Raw genomic sequence first — 21,094 nt, 5'->3', positions numbered from 1 at the left:
TTTGTTCATTAATTGTGAATTATACATTATCAATTGTAAATTGAAGGGGGGTGAGAATAATGGTTGCAGCTACAAAAACATCAATTAATTCTACAACTAATAGCATAGACATTTCAGTAAAAGATTCTAAGACAAATTTATCTAGTAAATCTACCACAGAATTATATAAAGCAGAGAATAGTAAAACTACTTCAGGATCTGAAAGTTCTAAAAGTGAAAATTTTAAAGATGTACTAAGTTCAAAAGCTAATTCTAAAGAGGCAGATGCTCAAAAAGTAGATAACACTAATAAAACTAAAACTAAAGATACTGCTAAAATTGATGAATTAAAAGGGAAACTTGAAGAACTAGAGAAAGATAGTAAATCTGCTTCTAAAGATGATGTTAATAATATTTTAAATGAATTACTAAGTTTACTTGCGAAATTAGGCATTAAGGAAGACGATTTGAAATCAAAAGTCGAAATTAATTCTGATAATTTAAAAAATATGATTAATGGAATTGGTGCAGATGGATTAGATACTGATTCATTAAAATTGATGGAAAAGCTTTTAAGTAATTTAAGTACTAATCTTGCAGATGATAATACTGAAGCTACAAAAGATATTAAAAGTGGTATAAAAAATTTAATGTCAGAAATATCTAACATGCTAGATAATAAGCAAAATCAAAATGGAAAAGTTTTAACTCTTGAAGATATGTTAAATAAAAACTATTCACAAGATAATAAAGAAAGTTCAACTGAAAATGAAAGTAATAATGCTACAAGATCAAAGGATAGCAAGGAAGTTTCAAAAGAAGATAAATTTTTAAATTCTTTAATTGATGATGATAAGGATAGTTCTTTAAATAAAATAAATTTATTTGCATCAAGAACTCAAACTGTTCAAAATCAAGGTGTTGATACTGTTAGAGGACTTACAATAGATAAGGCTACTTTTACAGATGATTTAATAAAAGATGTTAAATTTATGAGTAATAATGGACTTAAGGAATTAACACTTAAAGTTAACCCAGGAAATTTGGGGGAGATAACTATAAAATTAGTGCAAGAAGATGGTATTATGAAAGCTAACTTAAAAGCTAGCTCAAAGGAAACAACTTCACTACTTTCACAAAATCTAACAGATATTAAAAAGCAATTAAGTGAACAAAACATAAAAATATCAGATGTTAATATTGAACTTTATCAAGATGATACAACTTTCTTTAAGGAACAAGGTTTTGGTGGACAACTTTCTGGAGAACAAGAAAGAAGCAATAATAACAACAGTAATACGAGCAATAATACAAAAATCAATGAAGAAGAGTTGATAGATAATATTACATCAGATAATAACAATATAGAATTTTTTGCATAGGAGGTAAAAATATGAGTAGTTCTGTAAACGCCTTGAATGATTCTACTGTTAATGTTGCAACTTCAGGAACCACTAGTAATGGAACTAAAATTGTACCAAAATCATCAACTGGCGGTGATATGGATAAAAATTCGTTTTTGAAGATTTTGGCAGCACAATTAAGTAATTTAGATCCAACACAAAATCAAGATTCAAGTGCTTATGTTAGTCAAATGGCTCAATTTGCGTCAATGGAACAAATGACAAATTTAAATACTACTATGTCAGATTCTGCGTATCAACAAATGGTTGGTAAAACAGTAATAACAAATGAAAAAGATGATAATGGTGCATATGTTCAAGGTTCTGTAACTGGGGTAATAAAAAAATCTGGAGGAACTTATTTGAATATGCTGATTGATGGAAAAAAAGAAGAAATTTCTGTTGCAAATGTAATAGGAACTGTACAAACAACAGATACTAACACAGTTTCAAATAGCAGAGCGGCACTTAATTCGGATTTTTTAGCGGCTTCAGCTTTGGCAGCTAACAAAAAAAATGTTGTTCTAGCAGAAGTAGGTACGGATGGTAAGACTACTCTTGTAAAAGGAACAGCAAGTGGTGCTTATATTGATACTGTTAGTAGTGCAACAGTAAAAATAAAAGTTGATGTTTTAGATTCAGATGGAAATTCAACAACTAAGACATATGACTATGGAGATATTGTAAGAGCTGGTGATTTAACAGCTGATGAGATGAATGTACAACTACCAACTACAACTACTGGCACCACAACAGATATAGCAACTAGCACATCAGGCACTACTACAACAGATACAGCAACTACCACCGCAACAACAGGAGCATAGATGAGTTATAGAATTATTAACGGACAAGCATATTCAGTAGGGAATTTTGGACAAATTACTAGTACACAAACTAAGATAAGTAATACAACTAATTCTAAGGATAAAACAAGCTTTAAAGATGTTTTAGATAATGTTAAGAATAAAGATAAAGGTTTTACTATATCTAAACATGCAGCTCTAAGACTAAATCAAATTAATTTTACAGAGGAAGACATGAAACAAATAGAAAAAGGATTTAAAATTGCAAAAGATAAAAATTCAAAAAATACAGTTATGTTATATAAAGACGTGGCACTAATTGCAAGCGTTGAAAACAAAACACTTATAACAGCTGTTGAAAAAGAGCGAGCAAAAGATAACATATTTACAAATATAGACAGTGTAGTGATTTTATAGGCTGGACTTAAATCAGTTAATAGTGAACAAGGAACAGTTAATGAACAAAGCACTTTGTGCTTTGAGAAAATATATAAATAATAAATGCTAAAAGCATTTATTAGCAACTGTTAATTGTTAACTGATATGCGGGGGCCTCAACTTGGTGAACGATAGAATCAAGTTAAATAAAAAAATGATTTGGAGGAACGTTTATGTTAAGATGTATGTATTCTGGAATAAGCGGAATGAAAGTTAATCAAACTAAATTAGACGTTATAGGTAATAATATAGCCAATGTAGGTACTACCTCATTTAAGTCTTCAAGAGCAGAGTTTAGCGATATGTTATATCAAAATGCTGGAGAAGCAAGTGCACCTACATCAACTAAAGGTGGAACAAATGCTAAACAAGTAGGACTTGGAGCAAAATTATCAAGTATAAACAAAGTAATGTCACAAGGAAATGCCTTATCAACAGGAAGATCACTTGATGTTTGTGTTGATGGGGATGGATATTTAATGGTTGGAAAAGGAGCTGTAGATGGAAATATTGCATTAACTTCTAATGCAATAACTGGTGGAACTATGCAAGAAACTTTATATACGAGAGATGGAAATTTAACTTTGGACAAAGATGGAAATTTATTAACAGCAGATGGATATAGAGTTATGGGTTACAATGTTGGTTCAGCACTTACACAGGCTACCACTGGAACAACAGCTACCTATGTAAATGCTGATGATACAACTCAAACAGCAGATGAGTCAAAGTTAATTCCATTAATAATACCAGATTCAGTAACTAATGGTTCTATACAAGATCCAATTAAAAAATTTGAAATAGGAAAAGACGGTCGTATTACAGCTGTACTTGGAAGTGGTAGTAGAACTGTTCTTGGTCAAATAGCTATGGCAAATTTTAAAAATCCAGAAGGTTTAACAGGTATTGGAGGTAATCTGCTACAAGTGTCATCAAATTCAGGAGCTACTATAGTAAAATCTGGATATGGATCATCTACTGACAATAGTGGTGGTTATGGAGATTTAGTTCAAGGTTGTCTTGAAGGATCAAATGTAGATTTAACAGAACAATTTACAGATATGATTACAGCAACTAGAAGTTTTCAAGCAGCAGGTAAGATGATAACAACAGGAGATGAAATTCTTCAAACTATTACTGGATTGATGAGATAGTTTTTATAAGTTAGTAATAGTATAATATAATAATAAGCAAGTTGAGTATAGATTTCTCAACTTGCAAATATTTATTAAATTACAATGCATAATGCAGAATACACATAATAAAATTCATTATTGAATTATTTTAATGTATAGAAATTATAGAATTTTTAGTGACCAAAATATAATGGACAATTGAAAAGTGTGTATTGTGAATTGTACATTGATGAATTAGAAAAAATAAGGGGTGAAAATTTATGATAGACGTAACAGGAATGAACCACGAGAAATTCATACTTAATGATGATCATATTGAAAAAATAGAAGAGGTACCTGAAACAATAATAACATTGACAAATGGGAAAAAATATATAGTCCTAGAAAGTGTAGAAGAAGTAATAAGTGCAGTTATAAAGTACAAAAATAAGATATTTAAGTGCAAAATATAAAAATTAACATTTTAATTGTTGCAATAGTAAGGAGTGATAATAATGGCTTTTGGAAAAGGCAAAGAAAAAGAAAAGGGTGAAAACACTGGTAAAAGTAATAAAGGAGTTATGGTAATATTATTTATTTTAGGGTTGATAGTTTTAGGAGCAGCGACTTTTGGGGGAGTATATTTATATATGAAAACTAGTAAAACAATAGAAGCCCAAGAGGTTGTTGTAGAAAACACATATGTGGATTTGGCAGAATTTACAGTTAATTTAGCTGATGAAGGTGGAAAAAGATATTTTAAAGGGGAAATATCTTTAGGTTATGATAAGACAAAAACAAAGCTAACTGAAGAATTAACAGCTAATCAAGTAGTTGTAAGAGATGATATTATATTCTATTTAAAAAGTCAAAAAGCTGAATATATAAATAATGTAGAAAATAAAGAAGCTATGAAAAAACAACTGATGGATGCTATTAATAAGGACTTAACAAAAGGGAAGATTACAGATATAAGATTTAAAAGTATGATAGTTCAGTAGGGTGAAAAAATGAATTTTGAATTATTAGGAATGATAGCAAAGCTTATTTTAGCTTTAGGAGTAACACTCGGATTAATGTTTTTAAGCTTTAAATTAATGGGTACAAAACTGAGTGCAATTAATAATAATAAATATGTTAAGGTTATTGAGAGAGTACAAGTAACAAAAGAAAATACTATATTAATAGTTAAAATTGGACAAAAAGGGTATGTTATGACTAGCACTGCAGGACATATGGAAAAATTATCAGAACTATCTGAAGAAGAAATTAATATTGTTGAAGAAGATAAGAAAAAAGTAGCTCAAGAGATAAATGAGAATTATAATAAACTAATATTGAAATTAAAAAATAGTTTTTCTAAGATAGTAAAGAATATAAAATCAAAGGAAGAGAAACATGAAAAATAATAAAAAAAGAGTTATATTTACTCTCATGATGGCTCTTGGAATCATGATGTTTTGCACTATAAATGCATATGCTGCTCCAAGTAGTACAGATTTACCTCAACTTAATATATCACTTGGAGATAAAAGTGGTACACCACAAGATTATGTATCAAGCATTAAAATATTAATATTTTTTACAATTATATCATTATTACCATCTATAGTAATAATGATGACATCTTTCACTAGAATTATAGTTGTTTTTTCATTCCTTAAAAGTGCAATGGGAGTACAACAGGCAGTTCCAAATCAAATTTTGACAGGTCTTGCTATATTCTTAACTCTGTTTATTATGTCGCCTGTTTATTATGAAATTAATACTAATGGAATTCAACCATATTTAGAAAATAAAATAACTCAGGAACAAGCATTTGAAGAATCTTCAAAGCCATTAAAATCATTTATGTTAAAACAAACAAGAGAAAAGGATTTAGAATTATTTATTGAAATTAGTGGAGTTGATAAAACGAATTTAACAAAAGAAAATGTTTCATTTACTACATTAATTCCTGCTTTTGCGATAAGTGAATTAAAAACAGCATTTCAAATAGGATTTTTAATATATTTGCCATTTCTTGTGATAGATATGGTGATATCTAGTGTTTTAATGGCCATGGGTATGTTTATGTTGCCACCTACAATGGTATCTCTTCCATTTAAGTTAATAGTATTTGTAATGGTTGATGGATGGTATCTATTGACAAAATCTTTAGTACAGAGTTTTATGTGAGGTGAGATGTTATGACACAAACAATGCTTAATGCAGTAGTTAAAGATACAATAATAACAGCAGCAAAAGTATCGGCACCTATATTAATAATAGTTCTTGTACTAGGATTAATTATAAGTATTTTACAAGCAACTACTCAAATACAAGAACAAACATTAACTTTTGTCCCTAAATTAATAGCAACAGCTGTTGTTGGAATATTTTTAGGTAGCTGGATGCTTGAAACAATTATGTCTTTTACTACTAGAATCTTTGATTTAATTTCAAAGATTACCACATAAGGAGGTAAGCCACTGTGATAGATGCAGTCTACTTCCTTGCATTGTTTTTGATTTTTTTAAGAATAACTTCATATTTTATAGCTGTTGAAATATTTTTTCCAACTGGAACACCTCAAGTTTTTCAAGGTGTTTTCTCACTTATACTTTCATTTGGAATTATATCTGGAATAGATCATTCCACAGTAAATGCTATAAACAATGGCTATATTTTAGTATTTTATGCAATAAGTGAAATAATGACTGGGTTAATACTAGGTTACATAACCAATTTAGTTTTTCAAGCAGTAAAACTAGCAGGAGCATGGATGGATATTCATGCAGGCTTTTCAATGGTATCTATATTAGATCCAACAAGCCATACTACATCAACTTTACTTGGGAATTTTTCATATTTTATTTCTCTAGCTTTCTTTTTTATAGTTGATGGACACCATGTAGTTATTAAGATGCTAGTTGAAAGTACAAAAATAGTACCAATTGGCAAAACAATAGTTTATCAAGAAACATTGATGGGAGTTATGCAAACTATTTTTAGTTACTTTACATTAGGTGTGAAAATAGCAATACCTTTGGTATTGATAATTGTTATAACAGACGTATGCTTGGGATTAATTTCAAGAACAGTACCAACAATACCAATTATGATTTTTGGTATGCCTATTAAAAATATGCTTGGTTTTGTAACATTTATTATATTATTACCACTAATGCTTAAATTAGTAGGTACAGCTATATATAATTTACCGAATATTTTCCGGGAAATAGTTAATTTAGTACCAGCAGTTCCATTAGCATTAATTTTTGCAAGTGATGATAAAACAGAAGAAGCAACTCCAAAGAAAAAATCAGATTCTAGAAATAAAGGTCAATTAGCTAGAAGTAAAGATGTATCAGTTGCAATTACAATGCTTATTTGTACAATGCTTATTTCTTCTTTATGGGGAATGTTAACATCTGGATTTAAAGATGTAATCATTTATTTTTTGAAACTTCCTATGTTAGAAAATTTTGATAAAGGAACACTTTCTAATATCGTGATTACTGTTATTTTAAAAATAGCAGCTCTGCTTTTACCTTTTGCATTACCTATAATGATCGGTGGAATTATTGCAAGTTTGCTTCAAACAGGTTTTTTATTTACAGGAGAACCTTTAAAACCTTCCTTTGGAAAATTGAATCCAATATCAGGAATGAAAAATATTATGTCCAAAAGAAGTTTAGTGGATTTGGGAAAAAATATGATAATAATAACTATAATATCAATTTTAGCGTATAATTATATAGCAAAAAATTATCAAAGTATATTAGGTATTTCAAATTTATACTTACCTTCATTGGGAGATGAAGTTAAAAATTTAGTAGTGGGTATTTTTAAACAAATATGTTTAGTTCTTGTTATTGTTGCAGCTATTGATTATTTTCTTCAAGTTAGAATGCATAGTAAAGATATGAAGATGACAAAGCAGGAAATTAAGGATGAATATAAACAATCAGAAGGAGACCCAAAAGTAAAAGGGCAAATTAAGCAAAGGCAAAGGGAAATGGGTATGAAAAGAATGATGTCATCTGTTGCAGATGCTACAGTTGTAATAACAAACCCTACTCACTTGGCTATTGCTTTAAAATATGAAGAAGATGGGAATATGGAGGCTCCCAAAGTTGTAGCTAAAGGAGCAGATTATGTTGCACTTAATATAAAGAGTATGGCAAAGAAACATGAAGTTCCAGTTATTGAAAATAAACCATTTGCAAGAATGATGTATGATAGGGTAGAAATAGATGATGATATACCACAAGATTTATATCAAGGTGTTGCAGAAATTTTAGCAGTGGTAATTAAACTTAAAAAATAAGGAGGTTTAAAGTTTGGAATTTGGTAATAAAAGGCTAAATATAAAAAACAATTTGGATGTAATAGTGGCATTGGGCGTTATTACCATAGTACTTATGATAATAATACCGCTGCCTAAACAACTAATTGATTTACTTTTAGCCTTAAATATAACACTTTCTATAGTTATAATTATGATTACAATGTTTACAACTAGTGTATTACAACTTTCAGTATTCCCTACATTGTTGCTGGTTACAACATTATTTAGATTAGCACTTAACATATCTTCAACAAGATTAATACTTACAGAGGCAGATGCGGGAACTATTATTACAGCCTTTGGTAAGTTCGTTATACGTGGAAACTATGTAGTTGGTATAGTTATATTTTTAATTATAGTAGTAATACAATTTATGGTTATTACAAATGGTGCTGGAAGAGTTGCAGAAGTATCAGCTAGATTTACACTTGATGCTATGCCAGGTAAACAAATGAGCATTGATGCAGATTTAAATTCAGGAATGATTGATGAAGCTGTAGCTAAAAAGAGAAGACAAGACCTTCAATCAGAAGCAGATTTTTATGGATCTATGGATGGTGCATCTAAATTTGTTAAAGGTGATGCCATAGCAGGTATTATTATTACAGTTATAAATATAGTAGCTGGGGTTATAATAGGTGTACTTCAAAAAAATATGAGTGCAGCAGTGGCGGCTCAAACTTATGTTATTTTAACTGTTGGTGATGGTCTTGTAAGTCAAGTTCCAGCACTACTTATATCAACAGCATCAGGTATTTTAGTTACACGTTCAGGCAGTTCAGATAATTTTGGAGATACTTTATCAACACAATTAACAGCTTTTCCAGTTGCTACAGGAATTGCAAGTGGGTTAATGTTATTTTTGGGACTTGTGCCCGGTATGCCTAAAGTTCCGTTTTTTACAGCTTCTATAGCTACGGGAGGATTAACTTATTTACTTTATAAAGAGGCAGCAGTTAAAGAAGCAAGAGAAATTGTATCAGAAGAAGAGGAAATCATTCAATCAGAACGTAAAGAACCAGAAAATGTTATGAATTTAATTTCTGTAGAATCAATGGAAGTTGAAATAGGGTATGGTCTTATACCTCTTGCAGATGAAGCATCAGGAGGAGATTTACTTCAAAGAATTGCATCTGTTAGAAGGCAGTGTGCTATAGAAATGGGAATTGTGGTTCAGCCTATAAGAATTAGGGATAATCTACAACTTAGGACTAATGAATACATAATAAAAATTAGAGGTACAATGGTTGTTTCTTCAGAATTAATGCCAAGTATGTTACTTTGTATGGATCCAACTGGAGAAAACTCAGATATACCAGGTATAAAGACAATTGAACCAACCTTTGGTCTTCCAGCAGTTTGGATAAATAAGGATCAAAGAGAAGAAGCAGAAATTAAGGGCTTAACAGTAGTTGACCCAACAACAGTTATGGTAACTCACTTAACTGAAACTATAAAAAACCATTCTTATGAATTGCTGGGAAGACAAGAAGTTAAACTTATTGTTGAAAATGCAAAAGAAAAATATAGTGCAGTTGTTGAGGAACTTATACCAGATTTGCTATCAATTGGTGAGCTTCAAAAGGTATTACAAAATTTACTGAAAGAAAAAGTACCAATCAAAGATATTGTAACTATAATGGAATCTTTAGCTGATAATTCTAAAAATACTAGAGATTTAGAAACTTTAACTGAATATGTCAGATTTTCATTAGCTAGAACTATTTGCAATCAAATAGTTAATGAGAATAGGACAATTACAGTAGTAACTTTGGACCCTAACATAGAAGAAATGATTGCGAATAATACCCAAAAATCTGTTCAAGGTTCTTTTCCAACAGTAAATCCAGATATAACTACAAAGATACTTAATGGTATAAAAAACACTGTGGAATCAGTTTATTTTTACAATAATCAACCAATTATATTGGTTTCTCCAAATATAAGACCTGTATTTAGAAAATTAATAGAAATGGTATTTTCTCATATTATGGTGATTTCTTTAAATGAAGTGCCAAATGATGTTCAAATTAATAGTGAAGGAGTCGTAAGAATATAGATGGTTATTAAAAAATATCTTGTGAAAAATATGAATGAAGGTTTGACTCGTATTAGATATGAAATGGGAAAAGATGCTATTATAATAAGTCAAAGAAAGGTCAGAAGTCCAGGGTTAAAAGGGTTATTTTCAAAAAAAATAATTGAAGTTACAGCAGCAGTTGAAAATTCATCAAATGTAGAAAAAAATAATTTTAATCAAGATAAAAATTATTTAAAAAAAGATGAAGAATTTCAAAATTCTTTAGAAAGCATTAAAAGATTGATGCAAGATGAAGTATTGGTTTCAAGGGAATCAGTAAAATTTAAAGAAACTGAAAAGCCTGAAACATTAAATAGTAGAATATTTGAACATAATTCTAATATAGAAAAAGGGGTTTCTAAAGTTAATATAGAGAAAGAAGATAAAAAGTTAGAAGATACCAATATAGAAGCTATACATAAAGACGTAAGTGAATTAAAAAGTTTATTTAAAAAAGTAATAGAGGGTACACCATACCAAGAAAAATCAACTGATTCTTTAAAAGAGAAATTAAAGAATTTAGATATTGATGAAGAATTTCAAAATGAAATTGTACAAGCAATAAAGGAAGAATCTAATGAAATCAAGGATGAAATAGAAGCCCTAAGAGATGTTTTTGAAAAAGACATTTTGATATCTAGACAAGGTTTAAGTGGAAGAGTTGTATTAGTAGGACCAACTGGTGTTGGAAAAACTACTACTATAGCAAAACTTGCAGGAAGACTTGCTCTTGTTGAAAAAAAGAAAGTTGGATTAATAACAGTAGACACATATAGAATTGGAGCTGTAGAGCAACTTAAAACTTATGCTGAAATAATGAATATTCCTTTTGAAGTAGTTATCACTATGAAAGAAATGGAAGAAGCTATTGAAAATATGAAGGAATGTGAGGTTGTACTTATAGATACTACAGGAAGAAGTAGTAAAAATGCAATGCAAATCTCAGAGCTTAGAGCTTTTGTTCAAAAAGCAAATCCTGATCATGTAAATATGGTAATAAGTGCAACTACAAAAAATAGTGATATAAAGAGTATACTAAAAGGTTATGCAGAACTTAAATATGATAATATTATTATTACAAAACTTGATGAAACTACTGTATATGGATCTTTGTATAATATAGCTAAGATTGCTAATAAACCAGTTAATTTTATAACTATAGGACAAAATGTACCCGATGATATAAAGGTGCCTACAAAAGAAGAAATTACAAGTTTCATTCTAGGGGAGGAAATTCTATGCTAGATCAAGCAGAATCGTTACGAAAATTGATAAATAGTGAAGATCAGAAAAATAAAAAAACATCTACTAAATTTATAACAGTAACATCAGGAAAAGGTGGCGTTGGAAAAAGTAATTTTGTTGTTAATTTAGCTATAGTTCTTCAAAATAAGGGTAAAAGGGTTTTGATTTTTGATGCAGATTTAGGTATGGGAAATGATGATGTTTTAATGGGTATTTATCCTAAAAATAATATATTTGATATAATATTTACTGATTTGGGAATAAAAGATATAATTGTAGAAGGAACTAATGGAGTAAGTTTAATTCCAGCAGGATCTGCATTGAGTAAGGCTCAAGACTTAGAAGAAAACGATAAAAAAATATTTTTAGAAAAATTGGATACATTAGATGAGTATGATTACATACTAATGGATACAGGAGCGGGGGTTAATAAAGATGTTTTATCATTTATAGCAGCATCCGAAGAATTAATCCTTATAACTACGCCTGAACCGACTTCCCTTACAGATGGATATAGTTTAATAAAGGCTATAGATCATTATAAACTTAAAACTAGCGCAAAAGTAATAGTAAATAAAGCATTTACTAGAGAAGAAGGAGAAGACACTTATAATCGGTTTAATATAGCAGTTAGTAAATTCTTGAAAATTAATATTGAATATTTGGGATGCATACTAGATGATAAGAAATTAGTACAAAGTGTAAGACAGCAAAAACCTTTTGTTGTGTTGTATCCTAATTGTGATGCAGCTAAAGATATAGAAAATATCGCGATGAAACTTATGGGTCAAGAAATGAACTCATTAAATGGAGCAAAAGGATTATTTAAGAGATGGTTTAATTTATTTTCATAGGGGGATTTTAAGGTGGATGATATTAACTTAAAAGTTAATGACAAAATAGAAGTAGTGACAGGGGAAAAAATATATAAAGCCTTAATTATAGATGTACAAGATGATTTTTTAAGAATAAATTTGCCAGTTAATGATGGTGAATATCTAATGGTACATATAAATGAGAAAATTGAAATGAATTCTTTTTTAGATGATGGAAGATGTTTTAAATTTTATTCTAAGGTAATTTCAAGGGGGAAAGAAGGAAATATAATATATTATAAGATATCAAAACCTTTTGACATAAAAAAAATACAAAGAAGAAATTTTTTTAGAGTAAGTTTATTTGATACTATAAATTATAAAATAATTACTGATATAGATAAAAAAGAATTCGATAGTATATCTTATAAAGAAGCATATATGATAGATTTAAGTGGTGGGGGATTAAAAATTAAAGTAAACGATGAGATAAAAAAAGAGGATTTACTTTTAATTAAGATAAAAATAAAAGGACATGAAATTGAATTAAAGTGCAATATTGTGAGAATTGAAAGTACAGAAAATAAAGAAAAATTGTATGGTTTAAAATTTTTAGATATTACACCAGTTCAAACTGATATTATAATTCAAGGACTTTTTGAACTAGTGAGAAAACAAAGAGCTAAGTTATAAATTAAAAAACATGGATGTAGGGGATATTAACTAATGATATAGAAAAAGTCAGGGGGATAATATGCACGCTGTAAATGATGTGGATAAAAAAGAACAAATAATACAAGAATATATTCCATTAGTAAAGTATATTGCCTCTAGAGTCATGTTTGGAAAAAACAAATACATGGAGTATGAGGATTTAGTGAGTTATGGCTTTATCGGACTTATGGATGCAATAAATAAGTTTGACAATACCAAGGGAATGAAATTTTCATCTTATGCATCTATAAGAATTAAAGGTTCAATGATAGATGAATTAAGAAAAAATAGACCAATATCTAAAGGTGCTATGGATAAATTAAATAAATACAATAAAGCTATTGATGATTTACAAATGAAGTTATTAAGAGAACCTACAAATGATGAAATAGCAAAACATTTAGAGATTTCTTTAAGTAAAGTAGCAGAAATTGAAAATTATATAAACTATATTTCAATGGTATCTTTAGAAAATGTTATTTTTTCAGACGATGAAGATATAAATCTTATTGGCATTATAGAAGATAAAAATAGTCCGAGTCCTGATGCTTATCTTCAAGATAAGGAGCAATTAGAGATTTTAACACAAGCAATAAATTTGCTTAAGGAAAAGGATAGAACTATATTAAATCTTTATTATTACGAAGGCTTAACATTAAAGGAAATAGGAACAGTATTAAGTGTTTCTGAATCTAGAGTTTGCCAATTACATAGTAGATCCATTAGTAATTTAAGAGAATGTATGAAAAAATTGCATTACATAAATTAATACCAATGTACAGTTAAAAATTTACAATGTACAATTAAGGAGAAAGCACAAAGAGAAAGTTCAACTAACCAAATGAAAGAAAACCAACTTACAGTTGTTCCTTAACTGTTAACTGAATTGAGGTGTTTTATGCCATTAATATTAATAACAATAGGTCTTGTTTTAATAATTTATAATTATCATGCTATGAAAGAAGAAAATGAAATTGAAAGAGAAGAGGATATTTTAAATATATCTTTTCAAAGTGTATTGCAAGATAATAAAGAAGAGCTAAACGATTATAAAATGGAAATTGGGATTTTAAGAAGAGATATAGCTGAAAGTTTAACAGAATTGCAAGAAGAAATTGTAGATATAAGAAAGAATCTAAATAAACTCAAGAATGATAAAGAAATGTACGAAAATAAAGAGGGTTTAGAAAATGATATAGATAGTAATATAAATAATGAATATAATAAAGTTAATAATCAAAAAGTAGAAGAGCTTAACCAAGTAGATAAGATCATGGAGGAAATAGACAAAACTTTGTTTGTTGATTCAGATATAGCAGATGGAATAATATCTGAAATTGATTTTTCAGAAAATGTAGATAGCAGTAAAACTCAAAAAATTAAAAAACTTTTAAAAGAAGGATTAACAGAAGAACAAATATGTCATGAATTATCTGTGAGTAAGGGGGAAGTATTATTAGTAAAGGGGTTATTCAAAAAATAAAGAAAAATATATATTTTCTCATAGATAAAAAAATTTTATTTGGAATAGGAATAGGGCTAGTTTTAGGGGTTATATGTATGCTTGGATATAAATATACAATTAATCTTTCTGATAGCCAAATAGAGGAAAAAGCTAGGAATTTAGGCATGATTTATGAAAATGAGAGTAAGTCAATTTTAAAAGGAGCGGATTAAATTGATTAGAGGATTTTATACTTCTGTTTCAGGATTAATAACATTACAAAATGAGCAAGACGTAATTACTAATAATATTGCAAATGTAAATAATACTGGTTATAAGAAACGTGAATTGACAAAACAAAGTTTTGAAGATGTTATGATATCTAATAGACAAAAGCTTTTAGGTGATAAATATGTTAGAAATGATATTGGTAATTTAAACTTAGGAGTGAAGGTAAGAGATGTAGAAACAACTTTTACTCAAGGCTCTTTTAAATCTACAGATAATATAACTGATTTTGCTATTGATGGAAGAGGATTTTTCGTAGCTCAAAATGGTAATAAAGAGGTTTATACAAGAGATGGAAATTTCAAGGTTAATCAACAAGGATATTTAATAACAAGTGATGGATGTGAAGTATTAGGTGTAAACAATACTACTGGTGCAAGAGAACCAATATATGTAGGAGATATGAAATTTTCATTAGATGGAGAAAATAATATTGATATTGAAGGAACTGGCGCAACTCATAAATTATTAACAGCTGATTTTAATAATTATAATAATTTAAAACCAATGGGAGATAATTATGTAACACTAGATAGTCCTATTTATAATGCTAAGGTTAATGTAGCACAGAATACACTTGAGAGTTCAAATGTAGATCCTTCAACAGAATTAGTAAAGCTTATGGAAGTAAAAAGACAATTTGAAACAAATCAAAAGTTTGTTAAGATGCAAGATGAAACAGTACAAAAAGCTGCAACTGAATTAGGTCGTGTATAGGGTAAATAGAGGAGGAAATAATTATGTTTAATATTTTTGCTACTGCAAAAAGTGGTATGAGTGCATATCAAGAAAAACTTGACTATCTTTCAAATGACTTAGTTAATAGTGCAACAACGGGGTATAAAAGTACGGATGTAGAATTTAAAGACCTTTTAACAGAATCACTAGATAGAAAAGGTACTCCACTTGTAGATAAAACAGCAATAAATGGTACTGGAGTTAAACTTGGAATAAATTATGCAACAAATAAACAAGGAAATCTTTTAACAACAGGTGGAAAAACTGACCTAGCTATAGATGGAAAAGGATATTTTGCTCTTACGCAAAATGATGGAAGTATAGTATATACTAGAGATGGTAATTTTAAGATTGATTCAAGTGGAACTTTAGTAGATTCAAATGGCACAAAAGTATATATTCAATATGAAAATGGGGCTTCAGAAGGAAATCCAGCTTTAGAAAGTGATAATATATCTATAGATAAAGATGGCGGAATAACAATGAATGTTGGAGATCAAACAGCTAGAATTGGAAGTATTCCAATTTTTACAGCTATAGGTGATAAAGGATTTCTACCCATAGGAAACAATTGTTTTACTCCAAGTTTAGATGCGCAAGTAACATTAAGTACTAATTATAATGTAGTACAAGGTGCTTTAGAATCATCAAATGTAGACACTGGTGAAGTATTTTCAGATATTATATTAACTCAAAGAGCTTTTCAACTTAATTCAAAAGCAATAACAACAGCAGATGATCTTTGGAGTATGATAAATAATATGAGGTAGTAGTCTTTACATTGTTTCACTTTATAAGTAAAATAAGTATGTATTATAAAATGAAAATTCATAGGAGGAATTATTTTGGAAAATATAGTTTATGTAACTGGGCATAAAAATCCTGATTCAGATTCTATTTGTGCTGCATATGGTTATTCTGAATTTAAAAATAAGACTAGTAATCTTCCAACTATACCCGTAAGATTAGGTAATGTAAATACGGAAACACAATTTATTTTAGATTACTTTGGTGTCACTGCTCCAAGATTATTGGAAACAGTTAAACTTAAAGTGGAAGATTTAGATATCGATACTATTGCATCAATATTACCAAGTATTTCTTTGAAGATGGCATGGATTATTATGAGAGATAATCATATTAAATCTTTACCAGTAGTTGATGAAAATGAGAGATTAGTAGGAATTCTTTCAATATCAAACTTAGCATCATCATATATGGATATATTAGATAATAATATATTAGCTAAAAGTAAAACATCAATAGAAAATATATTAGATGCACTTTCAGCTAGTAGTATATACATAAATGAAGATTGTAAAATATTTAAGGGTAAGATTATAGTTACTGCAATGCAACCAGAAAGCGTAAAAGAAATTGCTGGTGAAGGTGATATTGCAATTGTAGGAGATAGACCTGATGTGCAAGAAGCTTTAATAGATATAAAAGCTTCATTAATTATAATAACTGGTTCCCATCAAATTGCAGGTAATTTACTTTCTAAAGCTAAGGAAAATGGAGTTACTATAATAAGCACACCACATCATTCTTTTACAGCTTCAAGATTATTAATTCAAAGTATACCAGTAAGTTATGTTATGGCTACTGATGATTTAATATCATTTTCAAAGGATGATTTAGTTGAAGATATTAAGGATACTATGGCTGAAACCAGATATAATAGCTATCCTGTAAGTGATGAGGATGGAAGAGTTATTGGAACTGTTTCAAGATATCATCTTATTTCAAATCATAAGAAAAAGGTCATTCAAGTAGATCATAATGAAAGAGGTCAATCTGTTGATGGTTTAGATGAAGCAGAAGTTCTTGAAGTCATAGACCATCATAGGGTTGCAGATATTCAAACAAGCAATCCAATATATTTTAGAAATGAACCACTAGGAAGTTCTTCAACTATAGTTGGTAAATGTTATTTTGAGCATGGTATAACTCCATCTAAAGAAGTTGCAGGACTATTATGTGGAGCTATCATTTCAGATACTTTATTATTTAAGAGTCCTACTTGTACAGATCAAGATAAGGAAGTATGCAATAAATTAGCTGAACTTGCTGGAATCTCAAGTTTAGAAGAATTTGCAAAGGAAATGTTTAAAGCAGGAACTTCTTTAAAAGGAATGAGTTTATCTCAAATATTTAACCAAGACTTCAAACCATTTAAAATGGGAGAGGCTAAAGTTGGAGTAGCTCAAGTTAATACTATGGATATTGATGGATTCATGCCATTAAAAGATGAAATGTTGAGTTTCATGAAAAGTGAAGTAGATAGCAAAGGTTATGATGTAGTGATGCTACTTTTAACTGACATATTAACTGAAGGTTCACAAGTGTTAGTTGCAGGTGAAAGACATGACTATGTTGAAAAGACATTTAATGTTGAATTAAAAGATTCAATGGCATTCTTACCTGGAGTACTATCAAGAAAGAAACAAGTAATACCACCACTTACAAATGTAATTAATTCAATGAAATAAAGTGAAACTTTTCAGGTGGACTTTTATACTCCACCTGAATTTAGTTGAACTTATAACCTCAAGGGGCACCTCGTCTAGGATCGTGCCGTTCTTAGCTCACATCTAAAGAGATAGGAGTGTTAGAACGGCTAGACATCAGATAGAATATTGAGAGTGCAAGGGTCGAATTAAATATCTGTATTATAAGATATCTTAGAATGAGTAATATGTCATTTTAAGATATCTTTTTTATACGTTTAAAGTTTTTTGTGTTTTCTTTTAATTGTGTAAAGTTATTAGTACTTTTTGTGGATTTAGTTTTTAATCCTTTTTTTATGTAAAAAGATCTTAGTTGTGCTAAAGCACTTTTTAAAAAGGTAAAAAGATTATATTTGTGCTACGCACTTTTTTTTAATGTGAAAAGATCTTAGTTGTGCTAAAGCACTTTTTTAAAAAGGTGCAAAGATTATATTTGTGCTAAAGCACTTTTTAAAAAGGTAAAAAGATTATATTTGTGCTACGCACTTTTTTTTAATGTGCATAACTTTTATAAAGGAAAATATATATAGTATATAGTCTATATTTAGGAGGAAAAAGTTGTGATACAGGAAAAGGAATTTACATCTGGTCTCACCACGAAGGAAGCAGAAAAGAGAATTAATAACTTTGGGTTTAATGAATTGAAGCACAATAAGAAAGCATCAGCATTTAAGATATTTTTATCTCAATTTAATGACTTTATTGTTTGGGTGTTAATTGCAGCAACTATAATTTCAGGGGTGATTGGGGATAAAGCAGATGCGGTTACTATACTTATAATAGTTGTTATTAATGCAATATTAGGATTTGTTCAAGAATTTAGAACTGAGAAATCATTAGAGGCATTAAAGGAACTAGCAGCTCCAACTTGTAAAGTTTTAAGGGATTCTAGTATAAAAATTATAAATTCAATTTATTTAACAATTGGAGATATTGTTATTTTAGAAGCTGGAGACAGAATACCAGCTGATGGATTTTTTATTGAAAGTTCAGGAATAGTTGTTGATGAATCTTTATTAACTGGAGAGTCAGTTGGTGTAAATAAAGATGCTAAGCAATATGAAATTAATAATAGAAAAATGAAAGTAGAAAATGAGAATAATGGTCATAAGTTAGAGAAGGCAAAGAAAAATAATGTAGGATTTATGGGCACCACTGTAGTAAAGGGAAAAGGCTTATTTAAAATTGATTGCATAGGCATGAAAACTGAGATGGGTAAAATAGCAGATTTAATTCAAAGTATTGAGGAAGAAAAATCCCCTTTAAATAAACGATTAGATTCATTAGGGAAAGTTTTAGTAATTATCTGCATTATAATATGTGCTATTGTTACTGCAATGGGAATAATAAGAGGAAATGATGTAACAGAGATGTTCTTACTTGGCGTTAGTCTTGCAGTTGCTGCAATTCCAGAAGGGCTAGCTGCTATTGTTACAGTTTCATTAGCGCTTGGAGTATCGAGAATGCTTAAGAAAAATGCCCTTGTAAGAAAACTCCCAGCAGTAGAGACATTAGGATGCACATCTGTAATATGTTCTGATAAGACTGGGACTTTAACTCAAAATAAAATGACTGTAAAAGAAGTGTATATAAATGGTAGACTTCATGAACTTGAGAAAGAAAAAATAAGCGATTGTTCAAAATTTATGAAAGCTCTTATTTATTGTAATGATTGTAATTATGATTTTACTAAGAAAAAAATGAGTGAAGCACTTCATGGAGATCCAACAGAAACTGCATTAATAAATATGTTTTTTCATGACGTTAATGATCTTGAAAATTTTATAAAAAAGAGTACTAGAGTATTTGATATACCTTTTGACTCAAATAGAAAGATGATGTCAGTTATAGTTAAGGATGGAGAAAAGGAAACTTGTTATGTAAAAGGTGCACCAGAAAGAATAATAGAAAGATGCGATTATATATTAGAAAATAATAAAATTAAACCTTTCACATATCAAAAGAAAAAGCAAGTATCTGATTTTATTACAGCAATGTCATCTAGGGCACTAAGATGTATAGCAGGGGCGTATAAAGAAGAGAATTTAATAAAGGGCGAAAACTTGGAACAAAATTTAATTTTCTTAGGCATAGCAGGAAGCATAGATCCGCCTAGAGAAGAAGCTAGGGATGCAGTTTTAAAATGCAAGCTTGCAGGGATAAAGCCTATTATGATAACAGGCGATCATCAAAACACTGCCCTTGCAATAGCTAAATCTTTAAATATATGTAATACTTCTGAGCAAGTTATGACAGGTGAGGAAATTGAAGCAATAAGTGATTTAGAATTAGAAGGCAAAATAAAAAAAATAAGGGTATTTGCAAGAGTTTCACCTAGTCACAAATTAAGAATTGTAAGATCATTTAAGAAAAAAGGAAACATTGTTGCTATGACAGGAGATGGCGTAAATGATGCACCTGCTATTAAAGAATCAGATATAGGTATTGCAATGGGAGTTTCAGGTACAGATGTAACTAAAGAAGCATCATCTATGATTCTTATGGATGATAATTTTGCAACTATAGTTGCAGCGGTGGAAGAGGGAAGAATAATATATGATAATATAAGAAAGTTTATAAGATATTTGTTATCTTGCAACCTTGGAGAAGTATTAACAATGTTTTTAGCAACAATGTTTTATTTACCTAATCCATTAAGTCCAATACAAATTTTACTTGTAAATTTAGCAACTGATGGACTTCCAGCCATAGCACTTGGAGTTGATCCACCAGAACAAGATATAATGAGACAACCTCCAAGAGACAAGAAGGAAAGTATATTTGCAAGAGGATTAGTTGAAAAGATAGCGATTAGAGGAGCTTTAATAGGATTATGTACTTTATTATCATTTATGGTAGGTAGATATTACAAAATGAATTTGGAAACATGTAGAACTTTAGCTTTATGTACATTAGTTATGTCTCAGCTTATACATGTATTCGAATGTAGATCAGAAAGACATTCTATTTTCCAAATAAAATTATTTACAAATCCATATTTAGTTGGAGCTGTTACAATATCAATATTACTAATATGTTCAGTATTATATGTACCATTTTTACAAGGTGTATTCCATACAGTAGCATTATCGCTTAATCAATGGCTTATTGTAATGTTCTTTTCTGGGATAATTGCATTTATTAATAGTGTTTATTTATTGATTAAATCAAAATAAAATTAATGCA

At 29.3% G+C, this 21,094-nt stretch carries 20 protein-coding genes; all 20 read left to right on the top strand.

Annotation, left to right across the window (positions count from 1 at the left end):
• The first annotated feature begins 59 nt into the window (after window positions 1-59).
• The 20 genes from LLF98_RS05655 to LLF98_RS05560 all read left to right on the top strand — a co-directional run bounded on the left by LLF98_RS05655 (window position 60) and on the right by LLF98_RS05560 (window position 21,084).
• Complete coding sequence (locus LLF98_RS05655) at window positions 60-1,361, top strand: flagellar hook-length control protein FliK (RefSeq protein WP_291701718.1); 1,302 nt, start codon at window positions 60-62, stop codon at window positions 1,359-1,361.
• A gap of 11 nt (window positions 1,362-1,372) precedes the next feature.
• Window positions 1,373-2,209 carry a flagellar hook capping FlgD N-terminal domain-containing protein gene (locus LLF98_RS05650; protein ID WP_291701716.1) on the top strand — a complete coding sequence of 279 codons (837 nt, stop codon included), beginning with the start codon at window positions 1,373-1,375 and terminating at the stop codon, window positions 2,207-2,209.
• On the top strand, window positions 2,210-2,605 hold the full coding sequence (locus tag LLF98_RS05645; protein WP_291701714.1) for a TIGR02530 family flagellar biosynthesis protein: 396 nt from the start codon (window positions 2,210-2,212) through the stop codon (window positions 2,603-2,605).
• 194 nt (window positions 2,606-2,799) lie between these two features.
• A complete protein-coding gene (locus tag LLF98_RS05640; RefSeq protein ID WP_291701713.1) occupies window positions 2,800-3,780 on the top strand; it encodes a flagellar hook-basal body complex protein in 981 nt (326 codons plus the stop codon).
• Window positions 3,781-4,022: 242 nt separating this feature from the next.
• Window positions 4,023-4,214: a flagellar FlbD family protein gene (locus LLF98_RS05635; RefSeq protein WP_291701711.1), complete on the top strand. Its 192-nt coding sequence runs from the start codon at window positions 4,023-4,025 to the stop codon at window positions 4,212-4,214.
• Between the two features lie 42 nt (window positions 4,215-4,256).
• Window positions 4,257-4,742 (top strand): flagellar basal body-associated FliL family protein, encoded by a 486-nt coding sequence (locus LLF98_RS05630; protein ID WP_291701709.1) that lies wholly within the window; start codon window positions 4,257-4,259, stop codon window positions 4,740-4,742.
• Between the two features lie 9 nt (window positions 4,743-4,751).
• On the top strand, window positions 4,752-5,150 hold the full coding sequence (locus LLF98_RS05625) for a flagellar biosynthetic protein FliO (protein ID WP_291701707.1): 399 nt from the start codon (window positions 4,752-4,754) through the stop codon (window positions 5,148-5,150).
• Window positions 5,140-5,919 carry a flagellar type III secretion system pore protein FliP gene (gene fliP / locus LLF98_RS05620; protein ID WP_291701705.1) on the top strand — a complete coding sequence of 260 codons (780 nt, stop codon included), beginning with the start codon at window positions 5,140-5,142 and terminating at the stop codon, window positions 5,917-5,919. Before LLF98_RS05625 ends, fliP begins: the two co-directional genes overlap by 11 nt.
• 11 nt (window positions 5,920-5,930) lie before the next feature.
• Window positions 5,931-6,200, top strand: coding sequence for a flagellar biosynthesis protein FliQ (fliQ, locus tag LLF98_RS05615; RefSeq protein WP_291701703.1), 270 nt, complete (start codon window positions 5,931-5,933; stop codon window positions 6,198-6,200).
• A gap of 14 nt (window positions 6,201-6,214) precedes the next feature.
• Window positions 6,215-8,053 (top strand): fused FliR family export protein/FlhB family type III secretion system protein, encoded by a 1,839-nt coding sequence (locus LLF98_RS05610; RefSeq protein WP_291701701.1) that lies wholly within the window; start codon window positions 6,215-6,217, stop codon window positions 8,051-8,053.
• A gap of 13 nt (window positions 8,054-8,066) precedes the next feature.
• Window positions 8,067-10,133 carry a flagellar biosynthesis protein FlhA gene (gene flhA / locus LLF98_RS05605; protein WP_291701699.1) on the top strand — a complete coding sequence of 689 codons (2,067 nt, stop codon included), beginning with the start codon at window positions 8,067-8,069 and terminating at the stop codon, window positions 10,131-10,133.
• Window positions 10,134-11,399: a flagellar biosynthesis protein FlhF gene (gene flhF, locus LLF98_RS05600; protein WP_291701698.1), complete on the top strand. Its 1,266-nt coding sequence runs from the start codon at window positions 10,134-10,136 to the stop codon at window positions 11,397-11,399.
• A complete protein-coding gene (locus tag LLF98_RS05595; RefSeq protein WP_291701696.1) occupies window positions 11,393-12,253 on the top strand; it encodes a MinD/ParA family protein in 861 nt (286 codons plus the stop codon). The genes flhF and LLF98_RS05595 overlap by 7 nt, the downstream gene beginning before the upstream one ends.
• Before the next feature lie 12 nt (window positions 12,254-12,265).
• Window positions 12,266-12,907: a PilZ domain-containing protein gene (locus tag LLF98_RS05590; protein ID WP_291701694.1), complete on the top strand. Its 642-nt coding sequence runs from the start codon at window positions 12,266-12,268 to the stop codon at window positions 12,905-12,907.
• A 61-nt stretch (window positions 12,908-12,968) separates the two neighbouring features.
• Window positions 12,969-13,697, top strand: coding sequence for a FliA/WhiG family RNA polymerase sigma factor (locus tag LLF98_RS05585; protein ID WP_291701692.1), 729 nt, complete (start codon window positions 12,969-12,971; stop codon window positions 13,695-13,697).
• 129 nt (window positions 13,698-13,826) lie between these two features.
• Window positions 13,827-14,411, top strand: coding sequence for a hypothetical protein (locus LLF98_RS05580; protein WP_291701690.1), 585 nt, complete (start codon window positions 13,827-13,829; stop codon window positions 14,409-14,411).
• Window positions 14,412-14,606: 195 nt separating this feature from the next.
• A complete protein-coding gene (locus tag LLF98_RS05575) occupies window positions 14,607-15,377 on the top strand; it encodes a flagellar basal-body rod protein FlgG (RefSeq protein ID WP_291701688.1) in 771 nt (256 codons plus the stop codon).
• Window positions 15,378-15,400: 23 nt separating this feature from the next.
• Window positions 15,401-16,168 carry a flagellar hook-basal body complex protein gene (locus tag LLF98_RS05570; RefSeq protein ID WP_291701686.1) on the top strand — a complete coding sequence of 256 codons (768 nt, stop codon included), beginning with the start codon at window positions 15,401-15,403 and terminating at the stop codon, window positions 16,166-16,168.
• Window positions 16,169-16,243: 75 nt separating this feature from the next.
• Window positions 16,244-17,890, top strand: coding sequence for a putative manganese-dependent inorganic diphosphatase (locus tag LLF98_RS05565; RefSeq protein ID WP_291701684.1), 1,647 nt, complete (start codon window positions 16,244-16,246; stop codon window positions 17,888-17,890).
• A 578-nt stretch (window positions 17,891-18,468) separates the two neighbouring features.
• Complete coding sequence (locus LLF98_RS05560) at window positions 18,469-21,084, top strand: cation-translocating P-type ATPase (protein WP_291701682.1); 2,616 nt, start codon at window positions 18,469-18,471, stop codon at window positions 21,082-21,084.
• Window positions 21,085-21,094: the final 10 nt, after the last annotated feature.

The organism is Clostridium sp., assembly GCF_021372645.1.
In the GTDB taxonomy this organism is placed as follows: Bacteria; Bacillota; Clostridia; order Clostridiales; family Clostridiaceae; genus Clostridium.
This window is presented reverse-complemented; position numbering and strand designations above follow the sequence as displayed.

Coding starts and splice junctions, on each gene's coding strand:
- LLF98_RS05655 (WP_291701718.1), top strand. CDS start 60: ATGGTTGCAGCTACAAAAACATCAATTAATTCTACAACTAATAGCATA.
- LLF98_RS05650 (WP_291701716.1), top strand. CDS start 1,373: ATGAGTAGTTCTGTAAACGCCTTGAATGATTCTACTGTTAATGTTGCA.
- LLF98_RS05645 (WP_291701714.1), top strand. CDS start 2,210: ATGAGTTATAGAATTATTAACGGACAAGCATATTCAGTAGGGAATTTT.
- LLF98_RS05640 (WP_291701713.1), top strand. CDS start 2,800: ATGTTAAGATGTATGTATTCTGGAATAAGCGGAATGAAAGTTAATCAA.
- LLF98_RS05635 (WP_291701711.1), top strand. CDS start 4,023: ATGATAGACGTAACAGGAATGAACCACGAGAAATTCATACTTAATGAT.
- LLF98_RS05630 (WP_291701709.1), top strand. CDS start 4,257: ATGGCTTTTGGAAAAGGCAAAGAAAAAGAAAAGGGTGAAAACACTGGT.
- LLF98_RS05625 (WP_291701707.1), top strand. CDS start 4,752: ATGAATTTTGAATTATTAGGAATGATAGCAAAGCTTATTTTAGCTTTA.
- fliP (WP_291701705.1), top strand. CDS start 5,140: ATGAAAAATAATAAAAAAAGAGTTATATTTACTCTCATGATGGCTCTT.
- fliQ (WP_291701703.1), top strand. CDS start 5,931: ATGACACAAACAATGCTTAATGCAGTAGTTAAAGATACAATAATAACA.
- flhF (WP_291701698.1), top strand. CDS start 10,134: ATGGTTATTAAAAAATATCTTGTGAAAAATATGAATGAAGGTTTGACT.
- LLF98_RS05595 (WP_291701696.1), top strand. CDS start 11,393: ATGCTAGATCAAGCAGAATCGTTACGAAAATTGATAAATAGTGAAGAT.
- LLF98_RS05585 (WP_291701692.1), top strand. CDS start 12,969: ATGCACGCTGTAAATGATGTGGATAAAAAAGAACAAATAATACAAGAA.
- LLF98_RS05580 (WP_291701690.1), top strand. CDS start 13,827: ATGCCATTAATATTAATAACAATAGGTCTTGTTTTAATAATTTATAAT.
- LLF98_RS05570 (WP_291701686.1), top strand. CDS start 15,401: ATGTTTAATATTTTTGCTACTGCAAAAAGTGGTATGAGTGCATATCAA.